The organism is Cellulomonas sp. PhB150 (genome assembly GCF_003755175.1).
Classification (GTDB): Bacteria; Actinomycetota; Actinomycetes; order Actinomycetales; family Cellulomonadaceae; genus Cellulomonas.
Window position 1 is genome coordinate 486930 of the sequence record NZ_RKHX01000003.1, and the last position, 24977, is coordinate 511906.

Below are 24977 nucleotides of genomic sequence, written 5' to 3' on the forward strand. Positions count from 1 at the left end.
GCTCGCCGGTGTCAGTAGACGTCCACGACCGCCCAGATCGGGTGGTGGTCGGACGGCGCGGTCTTCTCAGTCGTCCGACGCACGGCGAACGAGCGCGGCACGACCTTCGACGACGTCAGGATGTGGTCGATGCGCGTCGCCCGCACGCCCGTCGGGAGCCAGGCGTGGAAGCTCGCGTACTGGCCGTTGACGATCGACGGCGCCGCGAGGTCGCTCGGGTAGTAGACGTTCTTCAGCACCTGCTCCATGGGCGTGCTGCTGCCGTCGCCGTACCAGGCGTTGAAGTCCCCGGCCACGACCACGGGGACCGACCCCAGGGTCTTGAGCCACGCGGCGAGCTGGGTTCCCTGCTTGAGCCGCTTGGCGGCGTCGCTCGCGGTCTTCCCGTTGGTGAGGTGGGTGCTGACGACGACGACCTGACGGCCGGTGGTGTCACGCAGGCGGTCCCACGCCACGTAGCGGTCGTCACCGACCGTGTACGTGAACTCGCCGCACGAGACGAGGTCGAACTTGGCGTCGTCGTACAGCACGTGCTCGGAGTGGGTGCTGCACCCGGTGCCGAGCCTGAGGCCGCTCGAGCGGGCCAGCAGCTCGACGGGGCGGTACTGCGTCGAGGTCCCGTCGTACTTCGAGACCTTCCCGTACGTCGCCTCCTGCACCCCGACGACGTCCAGGTCGCTGATGAGGTGCGCCATCGCCGTCACCCGCTTGTAGAACGGACGCTCGGCGCTGTCCCGCAGCACGTTGTAGCTGCCGACCTTCATCGAGGAGTGCGACCCTGCCGGGACCGGCTCGCGCGGAGCCGCGGTCACCGCGCGGGCGGGAGCGAAGGTCGTCCTGAGGCGATCGGCGGTCACCGAGACGAAGAAGACGCCACGAGGAACCCCGGTGACTGTCGTCGACGTGCCCGTCGTGCGCTTCGAGATGAAGGCGGCGCCGTCGCGCGTCCTGCTCACGGAGACCGTGTAGCCGGTGGCCAGCGCGCCCTTCGTCCACGACACCGCGAGCGAGCTGGTGGTCTGCGGGCGCACGACGATGTTGGTCGCCCGCTTGACCTGGTGCGCCTGGGTCTTGACGGAGTACAGCTTGCTGAACGGTCCGGGCGTCGACCGGGTGTTGAAGGCCCGGACCGCGTAGTAGTAGCGGGCCCCCTCCTTGATCGTCGACGAGTCCACGAGCCGGCCCGTCCGGCTCGAGAGCGCGGTCCTCAGGACCACGTGCTTCTTCGCCTTGTCGCTGTAGACGACGACCTGGTAGAGAGTCGCGCGCTTCGCCTTGCTCCAGGCGACCTTGAACTTGGCGACACCGACGCCGGTCAGGTGCACGCCCGTCGGAGCTGCGGGACGGGTCTTCCAGGTCCGCGTCGTCGCGACGGCCGACCGGGCGCCGACCTTCGAGCCCGCCTTGGCCCGTACGGCGACGTAGTAGCGCACGTCCTTCTTCAGACCGGTCACCTTGAGGGAGGTCCCCGTGCCGCGCAGCTTCTTCGGGGAGGACATCCCCGGCTTGGTCGACACCGCGACGACGTAGGCCGTGGCGCCCGAGACGGCACGCCACGTGACGCGGAGGGAGGTGGAGCCGGTGGCCGTCGCGACGACCCTGGTCACCTTGGTCGGCGTCGCGGCCTGCGCGGGAGCAGCGAGGCCGGCGAGAGCCACGACGCAGGCGACCAGCACGGCGAGAGCCACGCGCCAGCGGCGCGTCCGGGGTGTACCTGGGTTCGTCTGCATGACCGCGGGGGACCTCTTCCGTGACAGCTGGTGCGCGTCCGCGCACCTACCCGAACGCATCGGCAGCCACCTGGTGGAGACTGAGCACTCCGAACGGGTGGCTCCGCGCCGTCGCGAGCAATCAGGCTACGTCAGTTCCCCGAGGCACGCGACGATGCGGCCTACCATCGGAGAAGCCGAGGCGTCGGCGCCGATCTGGAGGGTCTCGATGAAGAAGTCCGCGGCAGTGCTGCTCGCGATGGCCGTGATGGTCGCGCTGGGGCTCGTCGGCCCGCCCGCCGTCGCAGCGGAGCACCACGTCCTGAAGGTCCGGCTCGTCACCTCGGCCGGCGTCCGCATCCCGGGCGTCACGGTCCGACTGGACGGAGCGAAGGACTACGCGAAGCACACCGACGCGCGCGGCGTCGCGACCTTCTCGAACGTGCCCGAAGGGCGCTACCGCGCGCAGGCCTCGGTGACCGACAAGGCCAAGAAGGTCCACACCGGGTCGGCGACCGTCGTCGTCGACGACACGATGGTCGCGCAGGTGAAGGTCTCCGGGCTGACGGGGGTCCGCGGCGTCGTGACGAAGGGCTCCACGCCCGTCGCCGGGGCGAGCGTCTGGGTGTCGTGGGTCGGTCACGGACAGGGCGCGCGAGCGATCACGGCGTCGGACGGCTCGTACTCGGTCGTGGGGATGCGGCCCGGCAAGGTCACGGTGATCGTCTACCGGAGCTTCACGTCCAACTTCTTCTCCACCTACTACGGCGACACGGTCCGGCAGCCGGACGCACGGCAGATCACCCTCGCCACGGACGTCGCGAAGGTCGCCGACGTGTCGGTCAAGCGCAGCGCGACCATCACGGGCAAGGTCGTGGACTCGCACGGCAAGCCGATCGCGGGCATCGACGTCAACTCCTCGACCGAGGGCAACCTGCCGGCGCGGACGAACGCTGCGGGCGTCTACTACCTGCACGGCATGGAGGCCGGGAAGGCCAAGGTGTGGGTCTCCCGCGGGCGCGACGTCCCGACGAGGTCGGGCACCTACGCCGTCGCCGAGCTGGGCAGGACGACGACCGCCACGACCATCGTCGCCAAGATCGGCACCGCCAGCATCAGCCTCACCCAGAAGCGCCCGTACGGGTACTACGGCGTCGGCGCGACCCTGCACAGCACGAGCGGCGAGCGGATCGCGACGGACGACGGGTGCGTGTACGACGAGAACGGCGACTGCGCGACGACGAACCACCTCTCGTTCACCGGCCTCAAGTCGGGGACCTACGTCGTCTCGCTCGACGGCAGCAACGTCGGCCACAAGGTCACCCTCCGGCCGGGCCAGCACACGAACCTGGGCACCCTGGGCATCCCGGCAGCCACGACCCTGAGCGGCACGGTGACCGACGTCGCCAAGAAGCCGGTCGCCGGCATCTACCTCGAGCTGCAGGACCAGTGGGGCATCGAGGTCAACGGGGGCCTGACCGACGCGTCGGGTCACTACGCGATCAAAGGCCTCGTCGCCGGTCGCTACACGCTCGTCTCGCACGCACTCGGCTCTCTCGCACCTACGTCGACGACCGTGACGGCGACCCCGGGCAAGAACGCCACCGCGTCGCTGGTGGTACCCCAGGGCGCGACGATCAGCGGTGTCGTGACCCACGCCGGCAAGCCCGTCGTCGGGATCACGGTGAACATCCGGCCGTCGACGGCTCCGCGCTTCTACGACTTCGCGGTCACCGACAGCCGGGGCCGTTACACGTTCTCGTCCGTGACTCCCGGCCCCGCCACGATCTGGGCGGAGGACGAGGAGTACCGCGGTGGCTACGCGCGGTCCCAGACCACCGTGCGGACGACCGCGGGCGAGCACGTCACGATGCCGGACCTCGCGGTGACCTCCTAGCGGACGGCGTCCGGCCCACCGACGCGAACAGGCCGGACCCCTGGGGGTCCGGCCTGTTCGTCGATGTCTGGCGAAGACATCCTGTGTGCGCGAGGGGGGATTTGAACCCCCACGCCCTTTCGGACACTGGCACCTGAAGCCAGCGCGTCTGCCGTTCCGCCACTCGCGCGCGCCGAGAAGATTAGCACGGTCCGCGGGTGGTCCCGAATCCGCCCGGAGCGCGCCGGCGCAGGCCCGACGAGGGCCGAGAACGGGCGCCCGCACGGGTACGACTCGCGCCCGCCGCGGGCCGTTGACCACGGGTTCACCGGTCACGTGGATACCATCAAGGCGGATCGACCGCGGCCGTCTCGCGACGAGCACGCTGGCCGCATCCCACCGACCGCACCCGCGGTACGGCCGACGGCGCAAGAAGGAGGTGGGCATGGGCTTCCTCGACAAGTTCGAGAACGGCGTGGAGCGCGTGGTCAACAACGCCTTCGCCAAGGCCTTCCGCGGCGAGCTCAAGCCCGTCGAGCTCGCGAGCGCGCTGCGCCGCGAGGTCGACGAGCGGGCAGCCGTGGTGGGCCGCGACAGAACTGTCGTGCCCAACGAGTTCACGATCGAGCTCTCGACTGCCGACTACGACCAGGTGGAGGCATGGGGAGCGGAGGCGCTGGCGGACGAGTTCGCCGCGAACGTCACCGACCACGCCGCGAGCCAGCGCTACGCATTCGTCGGGCCGGTCACCGTGAGCTTCTCCGAGGACACCGAGCAGGAGGCCGGCCGGTTCAAGGTGCACAGCGCCACCGTGCGCGGCGCGGTGGCCCCGGCGGCGAACAACGCGCCCAGTGCGCGGCACCCGCTCGTCGACATCGACGGGCAGCGGTACCTGCTGACGGGGCCGGTCACGGTCATCGGACGCGGGAGCGAGGCCGACATCATCGTCGACGACCCCGGCGTCTCGCGGAAGCACCTCGAGATCCGCGTGACTCCCGAGGGCGTCGTCGCGAGCGACATGGGGTCCACCAACGGGCTGTTCGTCGAGGGCCACCAGGTCCCGGCCGCGACGCTGCTGGACGGCAACACCCTCACCATCGGGCGCACCCGGATCCTGTTCTGGACGGGTGGCGAACCGGACCCGGACGAGTGACGCCGACGCGATGAGCGAGCTGACGATCACCCTGCTGCGGCTGGGCTACCTGGCGCTGCTCTGGATCTTCGTGCTGTCCGCCATCGCCGTGCTCCGCCGCGACCTGTACGGGACGCGGATCGTCGAGCGGCGCGCCGCCCGCAAGCGCAGCGCGGCCGCGCCCGAGGCCAGCGCGCCCGAGAGCACGCCCGCGCCGCGCCAGCAGCGCACCCAGAACCTGCGCCTCGTCGTCACCGAGGGGCCGCTGACGGGCACGATCGTCCCGCTCGGCTCGTCATCGGTCCTCATCGGCCGAGCGCCCGGCTGCACGCTGGTGCTGGACGACGACTACTCCTCGTCGCGGCACGCTCGGATCTTCCCCCAGGGCGGCGCCTGGTTCGTCGAGGACCTCGGTTCCACGAACGGCACCTTCGTGGGCGACCAGCGCGTCGAGGCGCCCACGCAGCTCGCGACCGGTACACCGGTCCGCGTGGGCCAGAGCGTGATCGAGCTGCAGAGGTGACCGTCGCGCTCCGTTACGCGGCCCGGTCCGACGTCGGGCTGGTCCGCAGCAACAACCAGGACTCGGGCTACGCCGGCCCGCACCTGCTCATGGTCGCCGACGGCATGGGCGGTCATGCCGGCGGCGACGTCGCGTCGAGCGTCGCGGTCGCCGCGTTCGCGCCCCTCGACGGCGAGTCGCACGGGCCCGACGACGCGCTCGACGAGCTCGAGGCCGCGCTGGAGAACGCGCGCGACGAGATCATCGCCCGCAGCGAGGCGGAGCCCGAGCTCGCAGGCATGGGCACGACCGTCATCGCCATCCTGCGCGCCGGCAACAAGCTCGCGATGGTGCACCTCGGCGACTCGCGCGGCTACCTGCTGCGGGACGGCGTCCTGACGCAGGTCACCACCGACCACACGTTCGTCCAGCACCTCGTCGACATCGGCCGGATCACGCCCGAGGAGGCCGAGCACCACCCGCAGCGCTCCGTCGTGATGCGGGTGCTCGGCGACTTCGACGCCGAGGTCACCCCGGACATGTCGATGCGCGAGGCGCGCGTCGGCGACCGCTGGCTGCTGTGCTCCGACGGGCTGTCCGGCTTCGTCAGCGCGGACACGATCGCCGAGACGTTGCGCACCCTCACCGACGTCGACCAGTGCGCGGACCGCCTGGTGCAGCTCGCCCTGCGCGCCGGCGGCGGCGACAACGTCACCGTGGTCCTCGCGGACGTCGTCGAGCTCGACGACCTCGCGGACGGCGCAGGCCCGACGACGAACGCGACGATCGTCGGCTCGGCGGCCGCCACGTTCGACGCGCCGACGAGCGCGGCCGACGGCCCCGCCGCCCGCGCCGCGAGCCTGACCAAGCCCGAGTCCGAGGACGGCGAGGACGACGACGAGGACGACCACGACGACGAGGCCCCGCCGCGTCGTCGCCGGCGCGGCTGGGTCGTCGCGGTGGGCGTCGTCGTGCTGCTCGTCGCCGTCGGGGTCGGCGCGTGGGCGTGGACGCAGACGCAGTACTACGTGGGGTCGGAGAACGGCCAGGTCGCTATCTTCCGCGGCATCCCGCAGTCCCTCGGCCCGATCGAGCTCTCGACGGTCGTCGAGACCACCGACGTCGCGGTCGACGACCTGCAGTCGGCGTACCTGCGCGTCCGGGTCGACGAGACCATCCACGCCGACAGCCTCGAGGCCGCCCGCACGCAGGTGGACCTGCTCGTGCAGGACTCGGTGCCGCCGGAGCCCAGCCCGACGATCACGCCCGCACCCTCGCCGTCGATGACGCCGTCGACGACGCCGCCGACCCCGTCGGCGGCCGCCACGGCCGACGCGTGAGCCGGTTGTCATGACCACCATCGAGCCGCACCGCGTGCGAGCGGGCCGAGGCACGGAGCTGGGGCTCCTGGCCGTCGCGCTCCTCATCGGCATCGGCGCGTACGCGCTGGTCGGCCTCGGGGTCGAGGGGGAGGTCCCGCCCGACGTCGTGGGGTACGCCGCCGGCCTCGTCGGGCTCGGCCTCGCCATGCACGTGGTGCTGCGCTGGCGCGCGCCCTACGCCGACCCGGTGATCCTGCCGCTGACCGTCGCCCTCAACGGCGTCGGCCTCGCGATGATCTACCGGCTCGACCTGGCCTACGCCGCGAAGCCGAACCACGACCACGGCTTCGCCGGCCGGCAGCTCGCGTGGACCGCGATCTCGGTCGCGCTCGCCGCGATCGTGCTGATCCTGCTGCGCGACCACCGCACACTGCGCCGCTACACCTACACCGCGATGGTCGTGGGTCTCGCCCTCGTCGCGCTGCCGCTCGTGCCCGGCATCGGGCAGCAGATCAACGGCGCGCGCATCTGGGTCCGCATCGGCCCGATCGGCATGCAGCCCGCCGAGTTCGCCAAGATCGCGCTGGCCATCTTCTTCGCCGGCTACCTGGTCACCCACCGCGACACCCTCGCGCTGGCCGGCAGCAAGGTGCTGGGCCTGCAGCTGCCCCGCGCGCGCGACCTCGGCCCGATCATCATCGTCTGGGCCGCCTCGCTCGCCGTCCTCGTCTTCGAGCGGGACCTCGGCACCTCGCTGCTCCTGTTCGGCATGTTCGTCGCGATGCTCTACCTCGCGACCGAGCGGCTCAGCTGGGTCGTGATCGGCATCGTGCTGTTCATCGGCGGCGCCGCGCTGGCCGCGACGGCGTTCTCGCACGTCGGCGCGCGCTTCGAGGCCTGGCTTCACGCGCTCGACCCCGACGTCTACTCCCGCAGCCCGGGCGGGTCGGGCCAGCTCGTGCAGGGCCTGTTCGGCATGGCTGCCGGCGGGCTGTTCGGCACGGGCCTGGGGCAGGGTCGGCCGGACATCGTGCCGTACGCCGAGTCGGACTTCATCGTCGCGTCCCTCGGCGAGGAGCTCGGCCTGACCGGCCTCATGGCCCTGCTGATGATCTCGCTCGTGCTCGCGGAGCGCGGCCTCCGGACCGCGATCGGCGTGCGCGACGGGTTCGGCAAGCTCCTCGCGGGCGGCCTCGCCTTCGTCGTGGCCTTCCAGACGTTCGTCGTCGTCGGCGGTGTCACGCGCCTCATCCCGCTGACCGGCCTGACCACGCCGTTCCTCGCCTACGGCGGCTCCTCCCTGCTCGCCAACTGGGTCATCGTCGCGCTCCTGCTGCGCATCTCCAACGACGCCCGCCGGCCCGCACCGGTGATGTCCGCGCTCACGCCCGCGGGCGGCATCCCCGCCCTCGACGAGCCGGAGGGCGACGACGAGCCCACCGAGCGGATCAGGACGGTGCGATGAACCAGCCCCTGCGCCGCCTGGCCACGGTCGTCATCGTCATGTTCATCGCGCTCATGGGCGCGACCACGTGGGTCCAGTTCTTCTCCGCCAAGGACCTCAACGCCGACCCCCGCAACGCGCGCACCCTGTACCGCGAGTTCGGCAACGCGCGCGGCCCGATCGTCGTGGACGGCAAGGCCGTCGCGGAGTCGGTCAAGGTCGACGACCCCTTCAACTACCAGCGCAAGTACACCGACGGCGAGCTGTACTCCGCCCTGACGGGCTTCTACTCGATCGTCAACGGCAGCACCGAGCTCGAGTACGCCGAGAACGACCAGCTCACGGGCAAGAGCGACCAGCTGTTCTTCAGCCGCGTGCGCGACCTGCTCACGGGTCGCCAGCCGGAGGGCGCGGCCGTCGAGACGACGATCGACGCCAAGGCGCAGAAGGCGGCGTTCGACGGTCTCGGCGACCAGGCGGGCGCGGTCGTCGCGATCGAGCCGTCCACCGGCCGCATCCTGGCGCTCGTCTCCTCCCCGGGCTACGACCCCAACGATCTGGCGTCGCACAGCAGCAAGAAGGCGTCCGCGGCCTACAGCAAGCTGCTCGACGCGGACGGCAACCCGCTGCGCAGCAACGCGACCCGCGAGACCTACCCGCCGGGCTCGACGTTCAAGCTCGTCACGGCCGCGGCGGCGCTCGAGAGCGGCGAGTACGAGGCGTCGACCGAGCTGCCCGCGCCCGTCCGCCTCGACCTCCCGCAGACCACCGCCAGCATCGGCAACTTCGGCGGCGGCGGGTGCGGTGCCGACCCGATCACCCTCGCGGACGCGCTGCGCGTCTCGTGCAACACCGCGTTCGCCCAGCTCGGCATGGACGTCGGCGCCGACGCGCTGCGCGAGCAGGCCGACCGGTTCGGGTTCGACGACGACGACCTCGTGATCCCGATGGGCACCGCCACGAGCCGCTTCCCCGCCACGGCCAACGCCCCGCAGACGGCTCAGGCCGCGATCGGCCAGTTCGACGTGCAGGCCACACCGATCCAGATGGCGATGGTCTCGGCGGCGATCGCCAACGGCGGCCGCCTCATGACTCCGTACGTCGTCGACCGGGTGCGCGCGGCCGACCTCAGCGTGGTGTCCGAGACGAAGCCGACCCTCAAGTCGACCGCCGTCTCGCCCGGGACGGCCGCCACGCTCACCGACATGATGATCGGCGTCGTGCAGAGCGGCTCCGGCACGGCGGCGCAGATCTCCGGCGTCCAGGTGGCCGGCAAGACCGGCACCGCCCAGAACGCCGAGGGTGCCGCGCCGCACGCCTGGTTCACCGGGTTCGCTCCTGCCGACAACCCGAGGGTCGCCGTCGCGGTGATCGTCGAGCACGGCGGCAACGCGGGGAGCGAGGCGACCGGCGGTCGCGTCGCCGCGCCGATCGCGCGCGCCGTCATGGAGGCGGTGCTCGGCTCATGAGGACGTCCATCGGGATCGCGCTCGGCGACCGCTACCGGCTGGTGCGGCAGATCGCCGTCGGCGGCATGGGCGAGGTGTGGGAGGCGTACGACGAGTCCCTCGCGCGCTCGGTCGCCGTCAAGGTGCTCAAGGCGGAGTTCGCCGGCGACCGGGGCTTCCTCGACCGGTTCCGCACCGAGGCGCGCAACTCCGCGGCGCTCTCGCACCCGAACATCGCCCAGCTCTTCGACTACGGCGAGCAGGACGGGTCCAGCTACCTCGTCATCGAGCTCGTCGTGGGCGAGCCCCTGTCCGACCTGCTCGAGCGCGAGCCCGTGCTCCCGACGCGCAAGCTGCTGCCGATCCTGGCGCAGACCGCGCGGGGCCTGCACTCGGCGCACGAGGCCGGCGTCGTGCACCGCGACGTCAAGCCCGGCAACATCCTGCTGGGCCGCGGCGGGCGCGTGAAGATCACCGACTTCGGGGTGTCCCTCGCGCAGAACCAGATGGTGATGACCGCCACGGGGATGGTCATGGGCACCGCCCAGTACCTCTCGCCCGAGCAGGCCGTCGGCCGGGCCGCCACGCCGCTGTCCGACCTGTACTCGCTGGGGATCATCGCGTACGAGGCGCTCGTCGGGCACCGGCCCTTCACCGGGCCGACGGCCGTCGACATCGCCGTCGCGCACGTGAACAACCCCGTGCCCCCGCTGCCCGCCACGGTGGACCGTGCGCTGTCCGACCTCGTGATGCGGCTGCTGTCCAAGGATCCCGCCGCGCGCCCGCAGTCCGGCGCGGAGCTGGCCGAGACCCTCGACCGCCTCGTCCCCCGCACGCCGCCCAGCGGGGTGCCCGTGCTGGTCACGACGGTGCCGGAGCGCGCACCCGACCCCCTCGTGCAGCCGACGCGCCGCAACCCGGCGCCGCCGCCGTCGTTCCCGCCGCCTGCCGACCGCCGCCCGCCGGCGCGCACGAGCGGCCACGGCGCGCACGTGCACCGCACGGACCGTGGCGAGACCGGGGTCCAGGTGGGGTCTCGACGGTTCGGCTGGCCGCTCGTGGCGCTGCTGCTCCTGCTCGTCGGGCTGCTCGGGGCGGCGTTCGCCGACCGGCTGATCGGCGCCTCAGGGGCTGATCCGGGCGCGACACCGCAGGTCGTGGCGGGGCCGGTGACCGGTCAGTACCCTCGTGACGGTGCGTTCGATGCGATGATCCCTCAGGGTGTGCGTGACGCAGACCCTCATGCGACGGAAGTGAAGGACGCCTAGTGGTGGACGACGGATCCCGGATCCTCGCCGGACGGTACGAGGTCGGCGAGCTCATCGGCCGTGGTGGCATGGCCGAGGTGCACATCGGCCACGACACCCGGCTCGGACGCACGGTCGCGATCAAGATCCTGCGCTCGGACCTGGCGCGCGACCCCTCGTTCCAGAACCGCTTCCGCCGTGAGGCGCAGGCGGCGGCCTCCCTCAACCACCCGGCGATCGTCGCGGTGTACGACACCGGCGAGGACGTCACGACCGAGGCGACCGGCGTCGTCGGGCACGTGCCGTTCATCGTCATGGAGTACGTCGAGGGCCACACGGTGCGGGACATCCTGCGCGACGGCCACGCCGTGCCGATCGAGGAGGCCGTCGAGATCTCGGCCGGCGTCCTCTCGGCGCTCGAGTACTCCCACCACGCGGGGATCGTCCACCGCGACATCAAGCCCGCCAACGTCATGCTCACGCCCACGGGCGCGGTCAAGGTCATGGACTTCGGCATCGCCCGCGCCGTGGCCGACTCCGCCGCGACCATGACGCAGACGCAGGCCGTCATCGGCACCGCGCAGTACCTGTCGCCCGAGCAGGCGCGCGGCGAGACCGTCGACGCGCGCTCCGACCTGTACTCCGCCGGGTGCCTGCTCTTCGAGCTCCTCACGGGCCGCCCGCCGTTCGTCGGCGACTCGCCCGTCTCGGTCGCCTACCAGCACGTGCGCGAGCCCGCGCCGGTGCCGAGCACGCTGGCCTCCGACGTGCCCGACTCGCTGGACCGCATCACGCTCAAGGCGCTGGCCAAGGAGCGCGACTCGCGCTACTCGACCGCCGCCGAGTTCCGCTCCGACCTCGAGGCCGTGCTGCGCGGCGGTGCCGTCGCCGCACCGGCCGTCGGCACGATCGTCCCCGCGGTCGCCGCGGCCGAGGCGACGCAGGTGCTCGCGCCCCAGGCGCCCGTGACGCAGGCGCTGCCGCCCACGCAGCCGCCGTGGGGCACGACCGGCCTCACGGAGGTCGCGACCGTCGCCGAGGACGAGGAGGAGCGCAAGCGCCCCTGGCTCATCTGGCTGCTCGTGGCCATCGCAGTGCTCGCGGTCGCCGGCATCGTGGCGCTCCTGATCGCGAACGCGAACAAGGAGAAGGAGCCCGAGACGGTCAAGGTCCCGACGCTGGTCGGCAAGACCGAGACCGAGGCGAAGAACCTCTTGCAAGGCCTCGACCTCGTCTACAAGGGGGCCGAGGGCACGTCCGACAGCATCCCCGAGGGCAGCGTCATCTCCTCGAACCCCGCCGAGGGAGCCACCGCGACCGTCGGTGACACCGTGACGGTCACCATCTCGACCGGCACGGGCAAGGTCGACGTCCCCGACGTGACCGGCAAGACCGCCGCCGAGGCGGAGGAGATCCTCACCGGCCTCGGCCTCACGGTCGACCCCAACCGCGACAACGACGACAACCCCAAGTTCGACGAGGGCCAGGTCACCAAGACCGACCCGGCGGCGGACGAGTCCGTCAACTCAGGCACCTCCGTGAAGCTGTCGGTCTCCACGGGCCTGGTCGACGTGCCCAGCTTCAAGGGCAAGGACCAGAAGGAAGCGACTGACAAGCTCAGCAACGACCTCAACATGAGGCCCGTGGTCGAGAAGGTCGAGACCGCTGACGCGGACCCGGGAACGGTCGTGAGCCAGGACCGCGACGGCCTGCTCAAGCAGGGCACCACGATCACGCTCCAGGTCGCGACCGCCCCGACGACCGCAACCGTCCCGGACGACCTGCGGGGCATGTCCTACGACGACGCGGTCGCCGCGCTCAAGGATGCCGGCATCACGGGTACGCCGACCCGCGTCGACGAGCCGTCCGACGACACGCCGGCCGGTGACGTGCTCTACACCAACCCGGACGGCGGGGCGACGGTCGGCGTCGACGACGTCATCGAGATCCACGTCTCCTCGGGCCCGGCGGCGCCGGACCCGAACGCCACGACACCGGCGCCACCCGCGCCGTAGGACGGCAGAAGGGCCGGTGACCTCGCGGTCACCGGCCCTTCGTGCGTCCAGATCGGTCCTGCGTCAGAGCCGGACGAGCGGGTGCAGCCCCTCCGAGCGGGTCACGGCGTCGGTCGACCCGCAGATCTCGAGCCAGTTCGCGAGCAGGCGGTGCCCACCCTCGGTCAGCACGGACTCGGGGTGGAACTGGACGCCGTGCAGCGGCAGCGTCCGGTGCTGCAGGCCCATGATGATGCCGTTCGCGGTCGCGGTGACCTCGAGCTCGTCGGACACCGTCCCGTCGACGACCGCGAGCGAGTGGTAACGCGTCGCGGTGAACGGCGTCGGGAGCCCGGTCAGCACCCCCTCGCCGTCGTGCGCGACCTCGCTCGTCTTGCCGTGCATGAGCTCGGGTGCGTGCGTCACGGTGCCGCCGAACACCTCGCCGAGCGCCTGGTGGCCCAGGCAGACGCCGAGCATCGGCGTCCCGGTCGCGGCGCAGTCGCGGATGACGTCCATGCTCGCGCCCGCCTCTGCCGGCGTGCCGGGCCCGGGCGAGACGAGGATGCCGTCGTACTCGGCGCGCTCCTCGAGCGGGGGCACGGCGTCGTTGCGGACCACGACCGTCTCGGCACCCAGCTGGTCCAGGTAGCCGACGATCGTGTAGACGAACGAGTCGTAGTTGTCGATCACGAGGATCCGGGTCATCACTCACCCACCGTGGTCTCGTTGAAGGGCATGTGCGGGGCGATTGCAGGGTAGAGCCAGGCGAAGCACGCCGCGACGACCGCGGCGAGCAGCACGAGCGAGATCAGCACCCGCACGAGGGTCGGCCCCGGCAGGTGCCGCCACAACCATCCGTACATCATCGCCCCTTCGCGGTCGTCGACCCGACGAGCTCGGCCGGGGTCCCGCTCGAGACCGGGGCCCAGTAGTCGAGCTCGAGGTGCACGATGTAGCGCTCGCGCGCGGAGAACATCGGGTGGCAGGTCGTCATGGTCATCATGCGCTTCGTCGGCTGCTCGTCCGGCTCGTTGGGGACCGGTGCGATGACCTGCACGTCGGTCGGCGCGACGATCTGCGTGGAGACCACCCGGTAGACGTACCAGGTGTCGGTGCCCGCGCTGCCGTCGAGCGTGGAGGTCCGCACGACGACGGGGTCGCCCTTCTTGAGCTCGGCGACGCGGTTGAACGGCTTGGCGTACGTGGTCCGGTGACCGGCCACGGCGAAGTTGCCGACGTCGCCGGGCATCGCCGTGCCCTCGTAGTGGCCCACACCCAGGACGTCGAGCACCGTGGCTCGGTCGGTGCCCTCGCTGATCGGCCGCTCGGGCTCGCCGTCCCACCGCGGCACCTGCATGGTCGCGAACGTCGTCGCGTGCGACTGCTCCTCGAGGACCGGCGGGGCGTCGTGGCGCGGCTCGGCGATCTTCACGGAGTCGGTCGCCCCGGCCGTGGGTGCGGGCGGGGTCTCGCGCACGAGCTCGCGCACGACCTCCGCCTGCGCGCGGTTGCCCTGCACGTCGGTCCACCACAGCTGCCAGACGAGGAAGCCGAAGAGCAGGACGCCGAGCGTGATGAGGAGCTCACCGACCACGCCGACGACGCCGTAGGCGATGCGGGCACCCCGCGACGACTGCCGCCTCGGCCGGGCGGGGGTCTCGGTCATCGGGTGCGCTCGTCTGGCGTGCTGGTCGTCGCCGGTGCGTCGAGTGCGGGCGACGGGTCACCGGCGGCGGGCAGCCCGGGCAGGATCGGCGTGCCCTTCGGGACGGACGCCGACGTCAGCTCGGTCGCGCCGGCGTAGGCGGGCAGGTCGAGCGAGCCCGACGAGACGTCCCAGCCGAGCCCGACCTCCGACGCGTCGCGCTGGTAGGCGTCGACCATGGGGTCCGCGTCGAGCGCGGCCCGCAGGGCGTCCGGGTCGCCGATCGCGCGGACCTCGTACGGCGGGGAGTAGAGCAGGCCGTGCAGCCGGAGCACGTTGCCCACGCAACGGAAGGCGCTCGTCGAGATCACGCGCTGGTCCATGAGCGCCATCGCCTCGGCGCCGCCGGCCCACAGCGCGTTCATCACGGACTGCAGGTCCTGCTGGTGCACGACGAGCACGTCGGGGGCGATGTCGTCCCGGCGCGGGGAGTCGGACGGTGCGTCGTCGAGCCGGACGGTCAGGCCCGGACCGGTGACCTCGGTCGAACCGGACTCGATCAGGTACCCGGCGGACGGCGTGCCGACCGTCGTCCCGGTGGCCTCGTTCGCGGATGCGGCCAGCGCATCGACGTCCGTGTGCAGCGCATCGACCTCGCTGGTCAGGGAGTCCACGCGGCCGAGCTCGACCCGGGCGAGGTCGTCGAGGTCCTGCGGGTGCCGGTCCCCGCCGGAGGCCTGGGCGAACTTCGCGTTGGCGGCGAACAGCGCGCCGGACAGCGCGAGCACGACCGCCACGGAGACCGTTCCGCGCGCCACGGAACGCCGCGCGCGGTGCGGGTGGTCGCTCACGAAGTCTCCGGGTGCTCAGGCGGTTGTTCCCGCGCACTACGCTAGGCCATGGTTCGCGCGCGAAGGTGCGCTCGCGCCACCACCATGCCCCACGGTCAACCCGCGACGAGCGCGGAGCGGCCGCCGTCGGACAGGAGCTACCGGACGTGCCCGAGTCGAGGTCCCGCAAGAAGGCCGCGTACATCCCGCCGCCCACCAAGTCGGCCGGTCCCAAGGTCAACCCGCCGTGGTTCGTGCCGGTCATGCTCGGGCTCATGCTCGTCGGCCTGGCGTGGATCGTCGTGACGTACCTGTCGCAGTCCCAGTACCCGATCCCGTCGCTCGGGTCGTGGAACCTGGCGATCGGTGGCGTGCTCATCGTCGCCGGTTTCGGCATGACGACCCGCTGGCGCTAGCCCACAGGTTTCGCGGGTCCGTCCACAGGACTTACGCACAGTGTGGATAACTACACCGGTGTAGTTCCACAGGTGTGAGTCCCGCTGTGGACGGCCCCGCGACCTACAGGAAGACGATGTTGACGCTCGCGTAGACGAGCTTCACGGCCACGACCATCACGACGACGAGGGCGACGGGCGCCGCCACGGCGACGAGCCGTCGACGCGCGGGCGGTGCGAACGCGTACGCGGCGCCCAGCAGCGCACCGACGACGAGCCCACCCGCGTGCGCCTGCCACGCGATGCCGGGCACGACGAAGCCGATCACCACGTTGAGCACGATCACGCCGATGATCCCCGAGGCGTTCCCGCCGAGCCGGCGCATGACGAAGAAGATGGCGCCGAACAGCCCGAACACGGCCCCGGACGCCCCGACCACCCAGGTGCTCCAGCTGTGGGTCGGCCCCGCGAGGAGCACGACGCCGACCTGGCCGCCCACGGCGGACAGCAGGTAGAGCGTGGCGAACCGCGCCCGCCCGAGCGCCTGCTCGAGGTAGGGGCCGATGAACCACAGCGCGATCAGGTTGGACGCGATGTGGATCGTCGAGGCGTGCAGGAACGCGGCGGTGAGGAACCGGTACGGCTCGGCCTGGCCGAGCAGGGGGTTGAACGCGAGCTCGTCGACCCACGCGGGGTTGACCAGCCCGATCACGTAGCTCGCCACGCACAGCCCGACGAACGTCAGCGTGACGACGGGCGGGCCCTGCCGGAGCTGGCCACCGAGCGTCGTGCGCTTGGCGGGCACCGCCGCGGCGGCCTCGGCGACGCAGTCGGGGCACTGCACACCGACCGGCGCCGGCCGCTGGCAGTCGGCGCAGACCGGCCGGCCGCACCTCTGGCAGCGCACGTACGACACCCGGTCGGGGTGTCGCGGGCACACCGGAGGTGCGGCCGGCCGGCTCGCGGCGAGCTCCTCGGAGATGTCAGTCCTCGATGTCGATGGACTCGATGGTGATGTCGTCGACCGGGCGGTCACCCGGGCGGGTGCGCACCGACGCGATCGCGTCGACCACGGCGCGGCTCTCGTCGTCGGCCACCTTGCCGAAGATCGTGTGCTTGCCCGTGAGCCACTCGGTCGGGGCGACCGAGATGAAGAACTGCGAGCCGTTGGTGCCGCCGGGCTTGCCGGTGACCGGGTCCAGCTGCTTGCCCGCGTTGGCCATGGCCAGCAGGTAGGGCTGGTCGAAGCGCAGCTCGGGGTGGATCTCGTCGTCGAACCGGTAGCCCGGGCCGCCGCGGCCGGTGCCCAGCGGGTCGCCGCCCTGGATCATGAAGTCGGGGATCACGCGGTGGAAGACGACGCCGTTGTAGAGCGGGTCCGTGCGGTCCTCGCCCGTCTGGGGGTCGCTCCACGGCTTGGTGCCCGTGGCGAGGCCGACGAAGTTCTCGACGGTCGTCGGCGCGTGGTGGGGGTAGAGCTCGATCCGGATGTCTCCGGCGGACGTGTGCAGGGTCGCAAACATGGCGCCCAGTCTGTCACGCACCTGTCGGGCACCGCCCGCGCCCGTGAGTGCAGGTTGTGTGGCGGTGCCCTCGTTCTCGCGGATTCCCCCCTGCGCGCCGACCCACTAGATGGCAGAGTGGGCAGTCAGTGCAGCCGACTGACCAGGGAGTAGACATGCCCTTCACCCGCCACCCGAAGATCGACGTGGACACGGACAAGATCAAGGAACAGGCTGCCGACCTGAGCTCGACCCTCAGCGACGCCGCCACGTCGGCCGCCGCCGGCGCGAAGCAGGCCGCCGGCAAGGCGCAGGACGCCGCCGAGAGCGCCAAGGAGTGGACGACGCCGAAGGTCGAAGCCTTCGTGGACTGGCTCGTCCCCCGCGTCGAGCACCTCTACAAGGAGAGCGTGAAGGTCGCCGCCCCCAAGGTGCAGACGGCAGCCGAGAAGGCGAGCCCCGCCATCGACACCGCGCACGACAAGCTGGTCGACGACGTGCTGCCGCGCCTCATCCAGGCGATGAACGACGCCGCCACTCGTGCGGGTGCGGCGGTCGAGAAGGCCGCGGACGCCGCTGCCGACAAGGCGAACGCCGGATCAGCCGCCGTCGCGGCGGCAGCGGCTGCCAAGGCGGGCAAGAAGCACCGCGGTGGCAAGGTGTTCGTGCTGGTCATCGGCCTGCTCGGGCTCGGCGCGGCGTTCGCCGCGTGGCGCCGGTCGCAGACGACGGTCGACCCGTGGGCCGAGCCGTGGGAGCCGACCGACACGTTCGGCTCGGCGAGCACCAAGTCGGACCTCGGCAACGCCGCGGACTCGATCGGTGAGGCCGCCGGCAGCGCCGTCGCCAAGGGCCGCGAGGCGACCCGCAAGGCCGCCGACTCCGTCTCGGCCGCAGCCGAGCACCTCGGCGAGAAGGTCACCGAGGTCAAGGACGTCGCCGCGGAGAAGATCAGCGAGGCGACCGACGCCGCCGCGGAGACCGCCAAGAAGGTCACCCGCCGCGCCGCACCGAAGAAGCCCACCGAGTCGGGCGACGCCGAGGCGTAGTCCCACCGCTCGACCGACGAGGCCGCGACCACCCTCCGGGGAGGCCGCGGCCTCGTCGGCTGCGCGTCAGTCGAGGAAGAGCGCGCGCAGCCGGACCGTGGTGAACGACAGCCCGAGCGTGATCATCGCGACGAAGTAGGCCACGTGGATCGCCAGCGAGCCCGTGAGGTCGCCGGTGGTCAACGAGCGGACCAGCTCGACCGCGTGCCACAGCGGCAGCGCCATGATGAGCCACTGGATCGGCTCGGCGTAGACGCTGAGCGGGTAGAACGTGGCGGAGAACAGGAACATCGGCAGCATGACGATGTTGATCCAGTCCATCTGCTGGAAGGTCTTCATGTAGCTGGTGATCGCCATGCCCACGCTCGCGAACCCGAACGCCACGAGGAGCACGGCGGGGATCGCCAGGGCTGCCGTCCACGACAGGTTGAGCCCCAGGACCTGCATCACGGTGAGGAACCCGATCGCGTAGACGCCGCCGCGCAGCAGCGCGTAGAGGATCTCGCCGAGCGCCACGTCGAGCGGCCCCATCGACGTCGAGAGCATCGAGTCGTAGAGCTTGCCGAAGTGCATCTTGAAGAACACGTTCCACGTCGAGTCGTAGACCGCGCCGTTCATGGCGGAGACCGCCAGCAGGCCGGGCGCGATGAACGCCGCGTAGGAGATCACGGTCCCGGACGGCAGCGTGACGTCGCCGATGAACTGCCCGAGCCCCCAGCCCATCGCGAGCAGGTAGAACACGGGCTCGAAGAACCCGGAGAACACGACGACCCAGTTGGTGCTCTTGGTGGCGAGCAGCCCGCGCGCGACGACGATCCGGGCGTTGCCCGAGTACAGCGCGCGCACCCCACCGCCGGAGCGCGCGTTGACGGCCTTCTCGACGATGCTCACCCGCGCAGCCTCCCGACGAACGTGCGGCGGGCGAGGACCCAGCCGACCCCGGCCATCGCCAGGAGCACCGCGAGGTGGGTCCACCACGGCCAGCCGCCGCTCGTGCCGTAGGACAGGTCACGCCCGAGCTCGCTCGCGTGCCAGAGCGGGGAGACCCACCCGATCCACTGGAGCCAGGTCGGGACGCTGTCGAGCGGGTAGAAGGTGCCGGAGAAGAGGAACAGCGGCGTGAAGATGAACCGCTGCACCACCGCGAACTGCCCGCCGTCGTCCTTCAGGCTGGCCGAGTAGGCGAGCAGCGGGAGCCCGAACGCGAGGCCGGCGAGCAGCCCGACGAACGGCATCGCGAGGCCGGCCCAGGGGTTTCCCACCGCTCCGAACGCGAGCATCAGCGCGTAGTACGCGGTCGTGGTGAACAGGATGCGGGCGCCGACCGACAGGACCAGGCCCGTGCAGATCTGCTCGGGGGAGACCGGTGAGGCGTTCATGCCCCAGAAGATCCGGCGCCACTTGAACCCCGCCATCACCACGTAGGTGAACTCGTCGAGCGCGACGCCCACGGCGGCGGTGGCCAGCAGCGCGGGCGCGACGAACCACACGTAGTCGACCGGCCCGGCCGTCCCGCTCGCGACCGGCTCGTCGATGAACGCGGCCAGCCCGAGCCCGATGCCGAGCAGGTAGACGAGCGGCGACCCCACGGCGGTCACGACGATGGTCCAGCCGTACGCCCGCATGGCGCGCAGCTGGTGCTCGGCGATGTAGAGCGCGCCGAACCGCCGGGGCCGCTCGGCGCCCCGGATCGCGGCCTCGGTCATGGGCTCGACGACGGTCATTCGATGAGGCTCCGCCCGGTCAGGCGCAGGAACACGTCCTCGAGGCTCGACCGGCGCACGAGGCTCGTCGTCGGGTGCAGACCCAGGTGCGCGACGCGCTCGAGCAGGCCCTCGCCGTCGTCGGTGTAGAGCAGGACGCGGTCGGGGAGGACCTCGACGCGCTGCGCGGCACCCTCCAGCTGCGCGGCTGCGGACGCGTTGTGGTCCGAGCCGAACCGCAGCTCGACGACCTCGCGGGTCGAGTACTCGCGGATCAGGGACGCCGGGCTGCCCTCGGCCATGATCCGGCCGTGGTCGACGACGACGAGGCGGTCGCAGAGCTGCTCGGCCTCGTCCATGTAGTGCGTGGTGAGCACGAGCGTGGTGCCGCGCTCCTTGAGCCGGAACAGCCGGTCCCACAGCACGTGGCGGGCCTGGGGGTCGAGGCCGGTCGTCGGCTCGTCGAGCATGAGGATGCGCGGCTCGTTGATCAGCGCCCGCGCGATCGTGAGCCGGCGCTTCATGCCGCCCGAGAGGTCGTCGACCTTGGCCCGGGCCTTGTCCTCGAGCTGGGCGAAGGCCAGCAGCTCGTCGGCCCGCGTGGCGCACGTGCGGCGCGGCAGGCCGAAGTACCGGCCGTAGACGATGAGGTTGTCGCGCACGCGCAGCTCGGTGTCGAGGTTGTCGTCCTGCGGGACCACGCCCAGCTGCGAGCGGATCTCCGGCCCGTGCGTCTCGGGGTCGAGACCGAGCACGGTCAGCGACCCGGAGGTGCGCGACGACACCGCACCGACCATGCGCATCGTCGTCGACTTGCCGGCTCCGTTGGGACCGAGCAGGCCGAACGACTCGCCCGGCGGCACCTCGAAGTCGATGCCGGCGACGGCGGTCAGGTCACCGAACGTCTTGGTCAGACCCTGGGCGGCGATGACGGGAGCACTCACGCCGGACAACCTATGCGGTGCCCCCCACACGCGACGAGCAGAATCGGTTTGACCCGTGAACCGGTGTCGAGCAGCCTGCAGAGATGACGACGCTCGCCGACCTCTGGCCACCCGCCGGTCTCGCGCTGACCTGCGAGGACCTCGAGCTGCGCTACGCCGACGACGCCCTCCTGGTCGCCCTCGCCGAGCTCGCCGCCGCGGGCGTGCACGCGCCCGACGCGATGCCGTTCTTCTTCCCGTGGACGCGCGGGACACCCACCGAGGTGGCGCGCTCGGTGCTCGCCTACCACTGGGGCACGCGGTCCCGCATGGCGCCCGACGCCTGGGCGCTCGAGCTGGCCGTGCTCAGGCGGGGGGAGGTGCTGGGCATCCAGTCGATCAGCAGCAGCCACTACCCCCGGCTGCGCACGGCGGAGTCGGGCTCGTGGCTCGGCCGCCGGTTCCAGGGCCAGGGCGTCGGCACGCGCATGCGCCTCCTGGTCCTGCACCTCCTGTTCGACGGCCTCGGCGCCGAGCGGGCGACGACCGGGGCCTTCCAGGACAACCCGGCGTCGAACGCGGTCACCCGGCGCATCGGCTACGCCGAGAACGGCAGCGAGGTGCTGCTGCGTGAGGACCAGCCGGCGATCAACCTCCGGTACGTGCTGACCCGCGAGGCGTGGGCGGCCCGTCCCGACGAGCAGAGGCTCGACGTCTCGTACACCGGCCTCGACGCCGTGCGGGAGTTCCTGCAGATCACCTGACGTTTCACGTGGAACCAACGGCGACTCCTAATCGATTCGGCTCGTTGACCCCCCTGCGCCCTCACTGGACGATGCGCGAGCGGGCGTGTGCCCGCGCCCATCTCCGATGACGCAGAAGGGGATCCCCATGTCACGCCTCGATCCCGGCACCCTGTCCGGGCCCGCCGACCCACCGCGGCCGCGCGGCCGCCGCGCGGCCGTCGCCGTCAGCGCCACCCTCGCCCTCGCGGCCGGCATGCTCGCCGCGCCGCTCGCGACCGCCGCGACCGCCGCCGACCCCGCCTTCAACTACGCCGAGGCGCTGCAGAAGTCGATGTTCTTCTACGACGCGCAGCGCTCGGGCGACCTGCCCGACGACTTCCGCGTGAGCTGGCGCGCGGACTCGGGGATGACCGACGGTGCCGACGTCGGCAAGGACCTCACGGGCGGCTGGTACGACGCCGGCGACCACGTGAAGTTCGGCCTGCCGATGGCCTTCACGTCGACGATGCTCGCGTGGGGCGCGATCGCCAGCCCGCAGGGCTACACGAAGTCGGGCCAGCTCGACGAGCTCAAGTCGAGCCTGCGGCACGTCAACGACTACTTCCTCAAGGCGCACACCGCTCCCAACGAGCTGTACGTGCAGGTGGGCGACGGCGAGGCCGACCACAAGTGGTGGGGCCCGGCCGAGGTCATGACGATGGCGCGCCCGTCGTACAAGATCGACCCGTCCTGCCCCGGCTCGGACGTGGCCGGCGAGACCGCCGCGTCGATGGCCACCGCCTCGATCCTCTTCAAGACCGATGACCCGGCCTACTCGGCCAAGCTGCTGACGAACGCCAAGCAGCTCTACAGCTTCGCGGACACCTACCGCGGCAAGTACTCCGACTGCGTCACGGCCGCCGCGGCCTACTACAAGTCGTGGTCGGGCTACCAGGACGAGCTCGTCTGGGGCGCCTACTGGCTCTACAAGGCGACCGGCGACGCGTCCTACCTGGCCAAGGCCGAGGCCGCGTACGACGGCCTGTCGGTGGAGAACCAGACGACCACGCACTCCTACAAGTGGACCGTGGCCTGGGACGACAAAACGTACGCGACGTACGCGCTGCTCGCCATGGAGACCGGCAAGCAGAAGTACATCGACGACGCGAACCGCTGGCTCGACTACTGGACGGTCGGCGTGAACGGGCAGCGCGTGCCGTACTCGCCCGGCGGTGAGGCGGTCCTCGACAGCTGGGGGTCGCTGCGCTACGCCGCGAACACCTCGTTCGTGGCCCTCGTGTACTCCGACTGGCTCACCGACGCGACGCGCAAGGCCAGGTACCACGACTTCGGCGTGCGCCAGATCAACTACGCGCTCGGCGACAACCCCCGCAAGTCGAGCTACGTCGTCGGCTTCGGGACCAACGCCCCGCAGAACCCCCACCACCGCACGGCGCACGGCTCGTGGTTGGACTCGCTGACCGACCCGGTCGCGACGCGCCACGTCCTGTACGGCGCGCTCGTCGGCGGACCCAGCGGGGCGAACGACGCGTACACGGACAGCCGTTCCGACTACGTGTCCAACGAGGTCGCCACCGACTACAACGCCGGCTTCTCGAGCGCGCTGGCGCGACTGGTCCAGGAGTACGGCGGCACGGCGCTGACGAACTTCCCCGTCGCGGAGAAGCCCGACGGCGACGAGATCTTCGTGGAGGCCAAGCTCAACCAGCCGGCCACGTCGAACTTCACCGAGATCAAGGCCATGATCCGCAACCAGTCGGCGTTCCCGGCCCGGTCGCTGAAGAACGGCACGCTGCGCTACTGGTTCACGCTCGACTCCGGTGACTCGGCGGCCAACCTGGCGTTCTCGGCCAACTACAGCGAGTGCGGGCCGCAGACCGGCAAGCCCGTGTCCGCGGGCGGCAGCCTGTACTACGTCGAGGTCAGCTGCATCGGGCAGAACATCTACCCGGGCGGCCAGTCGCAGCACCGGCGTGAGATCCAGTTCCGGGTGACCGGTGGTTCCACGTGGAACGCGGCGAACGACCCGTCGTTCGCCGGCCTCGACGGCACGGCGCTGGTCAAGACGAAGGCGATCACGCTCTACGACGGCGGCAAGCTCATCTGGGGCACCGAGCCGACGACCGTCCCGCCGACGCCCGACACCACGGCGCCGTCCGTCCCGGCGGGCGGCGCGGCCTCGGCCGTGACGCAGACCGGCGCGACCCTGTCCTGGACCGCCTCCACCGACACCGGCGGAAGCGGACTGGCGGGCTACGACGTGCTGCGCGTCAACGGGACGACGACCACGCTCGTCGCCTCGCCGACCACCGCGACCACCACGCTCACCGGCCTGACCGCCGGCACCGCGTACAGCTACGTCGTCCGCGCCAAGGACACGGCCGGCAACGTCTCCGCGAGCAGCACCGCGATCACCTTCACCACGCTGCCCGCCACGGTCCCGGACACGACGGCTCCGTCGGTCCCGGCCGGTATCACCGCATCAGGAGTCACCCAGACCGGGGCGACCCTGACCTGGACCGCCTCGACCGACACTGGCGGCAGCGGTCTCGTCGGCTACGAGATCCTGCGGGTCGCCGGCACGACGAGCACCGTCGTCGCCTCGTCGACCACGGCCACCGCGGCGCTGTCCGGCCTCACCGCCGGCACCGCGTACACCTACGCCGTGCGGGCCAAGGACGGCGCGGGGAACGTCTCGGCGTCGAGCACGCCGGTCACCTTCACCACGGCGCCCGTCACCGTCCCGGACACCACGGCACCGTCCGTGCCGGGCGGCGGCACGGCCTCGGCGATCACGCAGACCGGCGCGACCCTGTCCTGGACCGCCTCCACCGACACCGGCGGAAGCGGACTGGCGGGCTACGACGTGCTGCGCGTCAACGGGACGACGACGACCCTCGTCGCCTCACCGACCACCGCGACCACCACGCTCACCGGCCTGACCGCCGGCACCGCGTACAGCTACGTCGTCCGCGCCAAGGACACGGCCGGCAACGTCTCGGCGAGCAGCACCGCGATCACCTTCACCACGCTGCCGACGGCACCGACGGGCGGCTGCGCGGTGAAGTACTCCACCAACGACTGGAACGTCGGGTTCACCGGCACGGTCAAGATCACCAACACGAGCAGCTCGGTGATCAACGGGTGGAAGGTCGCGATCACCTTCCCGGCCGGTCAGGTCCTGCAGCAGGGCTGGAGCGCGACCTGGTCCCAGACGGGTGCGGTCCTCACGGGCGCCGACCTCGGCTGGAACGGCACGCTCACGCCGGGCGCGAGCACCGAGGTCGGGTTCAACGCCTCGCACACGGGCACGAACACGCGCCCGACGAGCATCACGGTCAACGGGGTCGCCTGCGCGGTGAGCTGACCTCGGACGAACCCGGGCCCGGGTCGCCGCGCTCCCTGTCAGGGCGCGGCGGCCCGGGCTCGGCCGTCAGCACGAGCCGCCGGGGACGTCATCAACAGGCACGGGAATGGCACGATCGTCCGCGCGGCGGAATCCACACC

At 71.5% G+C, this 24977-nt stretch carries 22 protein-coding genes and 1 tRNA gene; 12 read left to right on the plus strand and 11 right to left on the minus strand.

What is annotated here, in order from left to right; translation table 11 throughout:
- Window positions 1–11 precede the first annotated feature (11 nt).
- On the minus strand, window positions 12–1688 hold the full coding sequence (locus EDF34_RS12575) for a fibronectin type III domain-containing protein (protein WP_158615087.1): 1677 nt from the start codon (window positions 1686–1688) through the stop codon (window positions 12–14).
- A 250-nt stretch (window positions 1689–1938) separates the two neighbouring features.
- On the opposite strand from EDF34_RS12575, the gene EDF34_RS12580 reads away from it, so the two are divergent.
- Window positions 1939–3606 (plus strand): carboxypeptidase-like regulatory domain-containing protein, encoded by a 1668-nt coding sequence (locus tag EDF34_RS12580; RefSeq protein WP_123371811.1) that lies wholly within the window; start codon window positions 1939–1941, stop codon window positions 3604–3606.
- Window positions 3607–3692: 86 nt separating this feature from the next.
- Here the strand turns inward: EDF34_RS12580 and EDF34_RS12585 are convergent.
- Window positions 3693–3775 (minus strand) — tRNA-Leu (locus tag EDF34_RS12585).
- Between the two features lie 255 nt (window positions 3776–4030).
- On the opposite strand from EDF34_RS12585, the gene EDF34_RS12590 reads away from it, so the two are divergent.
- From EDF34_RS12590 to pknB, 7 genes are read left to right on the plus strand one after another with little or no spacing between them, the layout of a single operon-like run.
- Complete coding sequence (locus EDF34_RS12590) at window positions 4031–4738, plus strand: DUF3662 and FHA domain-containing protein (protein ID WP_123371812.1); 708 nt, start codon at window positions 4031–4033, stop codon at window positions 4736–4738.
- A gap of 10 nt (window positions 4739–4748) precedes the next feature.
- Window positions 4749–5240: an FHA domain-containing protein gene (locus tag EDF34_RS12595; protein ID WP_123371942.1), complete on the plus strand. Its 492-nt coding sequence runs from the start codon at window positions 4749–4751 to the stop codon at window positions 5238–5240.
- The gene (locus EDF34_RS12600; protein ID WP_123371813.1) at window positions 5237–6559 is read left to right on the plus strand and encodes a Stp1/IreP family PP2C-type Ser/Thr phosphatase; all 1323 of its coding nucleotides are present in this window, start codon (window positions 5237–5239) and stop codon (window positions 6557–6559) included. The genes EDF34_RS12595 and EDF34_RS12600 overlap by 4 nt, the downstream gene beginning before the upstream one ends.
- Window positions 6560–6569: 10 nt before the next feature.
- Window positions 6570–8006, plus strand: a complete 1437-nt coding sequence (locus EDF34_RS12605; RefSeq protein ID WP_123371814.1) for an FtsW/RodA/SpoVE family cell cycle protein — start codon at window positions 6570–6572, stop codon at window positions 8004–8006.
- Window positions 8003–9454, plus strand: a complete 1452-nt coding sequence (locus tag EDF34_RS12610; RefSeq protein WP_123371815.1) for a penicillin-binding protein 2 — start codon at window positions 8003–8005, stop codon at window positions 9452–9454. The genes EDF34_RS12605 and EDF34_RS12610 overlap by 4 nt, the downstream gene beginning before the upstream one ends.
- Window positions 9451–10701, plus strand: coding sequence for a serine/threonine-protein kinase (locus EDF34_RS12615; RefSeq protein ID WP_123371816.1), 1251 nt, complete (start codon window positions 9451–9453; stop codon window positions 10699–10701). Before EDF34_RS12610 ends, EDF34_RS12615 begins: the two co-directional genes overlap by 4 nt.
- Window positions 10701–12695 (plus strand): Stk1 family PASTA domain-containing Ser/Thr kinase, encoded by a 1995-nt coding sequence (pknB, locus tag EDF34_RS12620; RefSeq protein WP_123371817.1) that lies wholly within the window; start codon window positions 10701–10703, stop codon window positions 12693–12695. The genes EDF34_RS12615 and pknB overlap by 1 nt, the downstream gene beginning before the upstream one ends.
- A 63-nt stretch (window positions 12696–12758) precedes the next feature.
- Here pknB and EDF34_RS12625 read toward each other — a convergent pair whose 3' ends face one another.
- From EDF34_RS12625 to EDF34_RS12635, 4 genes are read right to left on the minus strand one after another with little or no spacing between them, the layout of a single operon-like run.
- On the minus strand, window positions 12759–13382 hold the full coding sequence (locus EDF34_RS12625; protein WP_123371818.1) for an aminodeoxychorismate/anthranilate synthase component II: 624 nt from the start codon (window positions 13380–13382) through the stop codon (window positions 12759–12761).
- Entirely contained in the window at window positions 13382–13543 is a 162-nt protein-coding gene (locus tag EDF34_RS17545) for a hypothetical protein (protein ID WP_158580775.1), read from the minus strand. The genes EDF34_RS12625 and EDF34_RS17545 overlap by 1 nt, the downstream gene beginning before the upstream one ends.
- The gene (locus tag EDF34_RS12630; protein WP_123371819.1) at window positions 13540–14343 is read right to left on the minus strand and encodes a class E sortase; all 804 of its coding nucleotides are present in this window, start codon (window positions 14341–14343) and stop codon (window positions 13540–13542) included. The genes EDF34_RS17545 and EDF34_RS12630 overlap by 4 nt, the downstream gene beginning before the upstream one ends.
- Complete coding sequence (locus tag EDF34_RS12635) at window positions 14340–15173, minus strand: DUF881 domain-containing protein (RefSeq protein ID WP_123371820.1); 834 nt, start codon at window positions 15171–15173, stop codon at window positions 14340–14342. The genes EDF34_RS12630 and EDF34_RS12635 overlap by 4 nt, the downstream gene beginning before the upstream one ends.
- A gap of 146 nt (window positions 15174–15319) precedes the next feature.
- Between EDF34_RS12635 and EDF34_RS12640 the strand changes: the two genes are divergently transcribed.
- Window positions 15320–15568, plus strand: coding sequence for a cell division protein CrgA (locus EDF34_RS12640; RefSeq protein WP_123371821.1), 249 nt, complete (start codon window positions 15320–15322; stop codon window positions 15566–15568).
- Between the two features lie 103 nt (window positions 15569–15671).
- Here EDF34_RS12640 and EDF34_RS12645 read toward each other — a convergent pair whose 3' ends face one another.
- Window positions 15672–16463, minus strand: coding sequence for a rhomboid family intramembrane serine protease (locus EDF34_RS12645; protein WP_233575368.1), 792 nt, complete (start codon window positions 16461–16463; stop codon window positions 15672–15674).
- Window positions 16464–16530: 67 nt separating this feature from the next.
- Window positions 16531–17070 carry a peptidylprolyl isomerase gene (locus EDF34_RS12650; protein WP_123371822.1) on the minus strand — a complete coding sequence of 180 codons (540 nt, stop codon included), beginning with the start codon at window positions 17068–17070 and terminating at the stop codon, window positions 16531–16533.
- Window positions 17071–17225: 155 nt separating this feature from the next.
- On the opposite strand from EDF34_RS12650, the gene EDF34_RS12655 reads away from it, so the two are divergent.
- The gene (locus EDF34_RS12655; RefSeq protein ID WP_123371823.1) at window positions 17226–18098 is read left to right on the plus strand and encodes a hypothetical protein; all 873 of its coding nucleotides are present in this window, start codon (window positions 17226–17228) and stop codon (window positions 18096–18098) included.
- Window positions 18099–18164: 66 nt separating this feature from the next.
- On the opposite strand, the gene EDF34_RS12660 is transcribed toward EDF34_RS12655, so the two are convergent.
- Genes EDF34_RS12660 through EDF34_RS12670 form a run of 3 tightly spaced genes read right to left on the minus strand, consistent with a single transcriptional unit; the run spans window position 18165 to window position 20745 of the window.
- Entirely contained in the window at window positions 18165–18989 is an 825-nt protein-coding gene (locus EDF34_RS12660; protein WP_123371824.1) for an ABC transporter permease, read from the minus strand.
- The gene (locus EDF34_RS12665; protein WP_123371825.1) at window positions 18986–19822 is read right to left on the minus strand and encodes an ABC transporter permease; all 837 of its coding nucleotides are present in this window, start codon (window positions 19820–19822) and stop codon (window positions 18986–18988) included. The genes EDF34_RS12660 and EDF34_RS12665 overlap by 4 nt, the downstream gene beginning before the upstream one ends.
- Window positions 19819–20745 carry an ABC transporter ATP-binding protein gene (locus EDF34_RS12670; RefSeq protein ID WP_123371826.1) on the minus strand — a complete coding sequence of 309 codons (927 nt, stop codon included), beginning with the start codon at window positions 20743–20745 and terminating at the stop codon, window positions 19819–19821. Before EDF34_RS12670 ends, EDF34_RS12665 begins: the two co-directional genes overlap by 4 nt.
- Window positions 20746–20828: 83 nt before the next feature.
- Here EDF34_RS12670 and EDF34_RS12675 point away from each other — a divergent pair, with 83 nt between their 5' ends.
- Complete coding sequence (locus tag EDF34_RS12675; protein WP_123371827.1) at window positions 20829–21488, plus strand: GNAT family N-acetyltransferase; 660 nt, start codon at window positions 20829–20831, stop codon at window positions 21486–21488.
- Between the two features lie 127 nt (window positions 21489–21615).
- Window positions 21616–24837: a glycoside hydrolase family 9 protein gene (locus EDF34_RS12680; protein ID WP_123371944.1), complete on the plus strand. Its 3222-nt coding sequence runs from the start codon at window positions 21616–21618 to the stop codon at window positions 24835–24837.
- The last annotated feature ends 140 nt before the right edge of the window (window positions 24838–24977 follow it).